Annotated in this window: 1 protein-coding gene; it reads left to right on the forward strand. The window is 71.6% G+C overall.

Translation table 11 applies throughout. The annotated features are described in order from the left end of the window. A partial coding sequence (locus EIZ45_RS45760) for a condensation domain-containing protein (RefSeq protein ID WP_167756740.1) occupies positions 1 to 2,831 on the forward strand: 2,831 nt, incomplete at both ends.

Below are 2,831 nucleotides of genomic sequence, written 5' to 3' on the forward strand. Positions count from 1 at the left end.
CTCACCACCACCCACCCCATCGACACCCGAGAACTCCGCCGCTTCGCGGCGGACCGGCTTCCCGCCCACATGGTGCCGTCGGCGTTCGTGATCCTGGATTCGGTGCCGCTGAGCCCCAACGGCAAGCTCGATGCCGACGCGCTGCCCGCGCCCGCGCCGTCCGCGCCGGGCCGGCCGGCGCGCACCTTCCAGGAGGAGATCCTCACCGGCCTGTTCGCCGAGGTGCTCGGGCTGCCGCGGGTCGGCGTCGACGACGACTTCTTCGAACTGGGCGGCCACTCTCTGCTCGCCACCCGGCTCGTCAGCCGGGTGCGAAGCGTCTTCGACGCCGAGGTTCCGATCCGCGCCCTTTTCGACGCGCCGACGGTGGCCGCGTTCGGCCGAGTGCTGACCGGCGCGGGCCGCAGCCGCTGCCGGCTCGCCCCACGCCCCCGCCCGGAAGTGCTTCCGCTGTCGTACGCACAGCAGCGGCTGTGGTTCCTCAACCGGATGGACAACGCGGCGCCTGCCTACAACGTGTCGTTTTCCCTGAGGCTGCTCGGTCCGCTCGAAGCCGGAACGGTCGAGGCCGCCCTGAACGACGTGGTCGCCCGGCACGAGAGTCTGCGCACGATCTTCCCGGAGGTGGACGGCGACCCGCGGCAGCTAGTGCGGCCCGCGGACGAGGTCCACTCCGTGCTCACCCCGGACGCGGTGGCCGAGGGCGCACTCGCGGGTTACATCGCCGAGCACAGCCAGTACCCCTTCGACCTCACCGCCGAAGTCCCGTTCCGGGCCCGCCTCGCGGCCGTCGGGCCCGAAGAGCACGTACTGCTGCTCGTGTTCCACCACATCGCCAGCGACGGCTGGTCGATGACCCCGCTGCTGCGCGATCTCGCCGCCGCCTACCGCGCCCGCCGCGACGGCTCGGCCCCGGCCTGGACGCCGCTGCCCGTCCAGTACGCCGACTACACGTTGTGGCACCGTGAATTGCTCGGCGACCCGGCGGTGCCGGGCACGCTCGGCGCGGCCCAGCTCGGCTTCTGGCGCGAAACGCTCGCAGGGTTGCCGGCCACCCTGCGGCTTCCGTTCGACCGGCCGCGGCCCGCCGTCACCACCGGCCGCGGCGGCGTCGTCGGATTCCGGTTCGACACCGCCCTGCATGCCGGGATGATCGACCTGGCCCGTACCAGCGGGGCCAGCCTCTTCATGGTCGTCCAGGCGTCCCTCGCCGCCTTGCTCACCAAGCTGGGAGCGGGCGCCGACATCCCCATCGGAGCCCCGGTCGCCGGCCGTACCGACGACGCGCTGGACGAACTGGTCGGTTTCTTCGTCAACACCCTCGTGCTGCGCACCGACACCAGCGGAGACCCGTCACCGCGCCGGTTGCTTGCCCGAGTGCGCACCGCCGACCTCGCCGCGTTCAGCCACCAAGACCTGCCGTTCGAACAACTGGTCGCCGCGCTCAACCCGGAACGGTCGCTGGCGTGGCACCCGCTGTTCCAGGTCATCCTCACCCTCGACAACACACCCGACGCGGAACTTGACCTCGACGGATTGCGCACGACGATGGCCCCGGCCCTCGCGGACGTCGCGAAGTTCGACCTTTCGGTGCACCTCGCGGAAGAACGCGATGCCGACGGCCCCGCCGGCATCGCGGGGATGCTGGAGTTCAACGCCGACGTGTTCGACCGCGGCACGGCGGAGACGATCGTGACGCGGTGGCAACGGCTGCTCGCCTCCATGCTGGCGGACCCGGACCGTCCGCTCAGCAGGCACGACGTGCTCTCCCCCGGCGAGCGACGGAAACTCCTCAAGGAGGCCAACGACAACACCGCCGAGGTGCCGGACGCCACGGTCGTGGACCTGTTCGAACGCCAGGCCGGCACGACACCCGATCGGACGGCGGTCGTCACGGCGGCAGGGGACGCGGTCGGCTACCGGACCTTGGAGGCACGGGCGAACCGCCTGGCACGCCATCTCAGCGCCACGTACGGCGTCGGACCGGGCTCGGTCGTTGCCCTGGCCCTTCGGCACAGCGCGGAAGTGCCGGTCGCGGTCTTCGCCGTGCTGAAGACTGGCGCAAGCTACCTCCCGCTCGACCCGGACTCACCGGCCGTGCGGGTGCGGCACATGCTCGACGACGCCCGGCCGGACGTCGTCGTCAGTGTGAAGGACGTCCGCCTGCCCGGAACCGGAGTCGCGACCCTCCGGCTGGACGATGCGACGACGGCTTCCGAAGTGGCAGCGCGGAGCGACGCGCCGCTCGCGGTCCCGATCCACCCAGAAAGCCTCGCCTACCTCATCTTCACCAGCGGCACAACCGGCAGGCCAAAGGCCGCCGCCGTCACCCATCGCGGGCTGGCGACCTATCTCCACTGGTGCGGAAAGCGGTATCCGTCGCTGTCGGTCGCGGCGCCGTTGTACTCCTCGCTGGCATTCGACCTCACCGTCACCAGCCTGTTCGGCCCGCTGGTGTCCGGCGGCAGCGTGTACGTTGCCGACGTGCTGCACGGCGAGGCCGTCTCCGCCGCCGGGCCCCGGTTCCTCAAAGCCACCCCGAGCCACCTGCCGCTGCTGCTCGAGAACGGCGGCGCGTGGCCGGTGACCGGCGAGCTCGTGCTCGGCGGAGAGCCGTTGCGCGGCGCCGAGCTCGACCGCTGGCGGGCGCGCAACCCCGGAGCCATCGTGATCAACGAGTACGGGCCCACCGAAACCACAGTCGGCTGCATGGAATACCGCATCCCGCCGGGGGCGCCGATCGACCGCGGGGTGCTGACCCTCGGCCGGCTCGCCGACAACGTCCAGGGCTACGTGCTGGACGGGTTTCTGCAGCCGGTCCCGCCCGGCAC

Origin of the sequence: Amycolatopsis sp. CFH S0740, assembly GCF_004522315.1 — a bacterium.
Lineage (GTDB): Bacteria > Actinomycetota > Actinomycetes > Mycobacteriales > Pseudonocardiaceae > Amycolatopsis > Amycolatopsis nivea.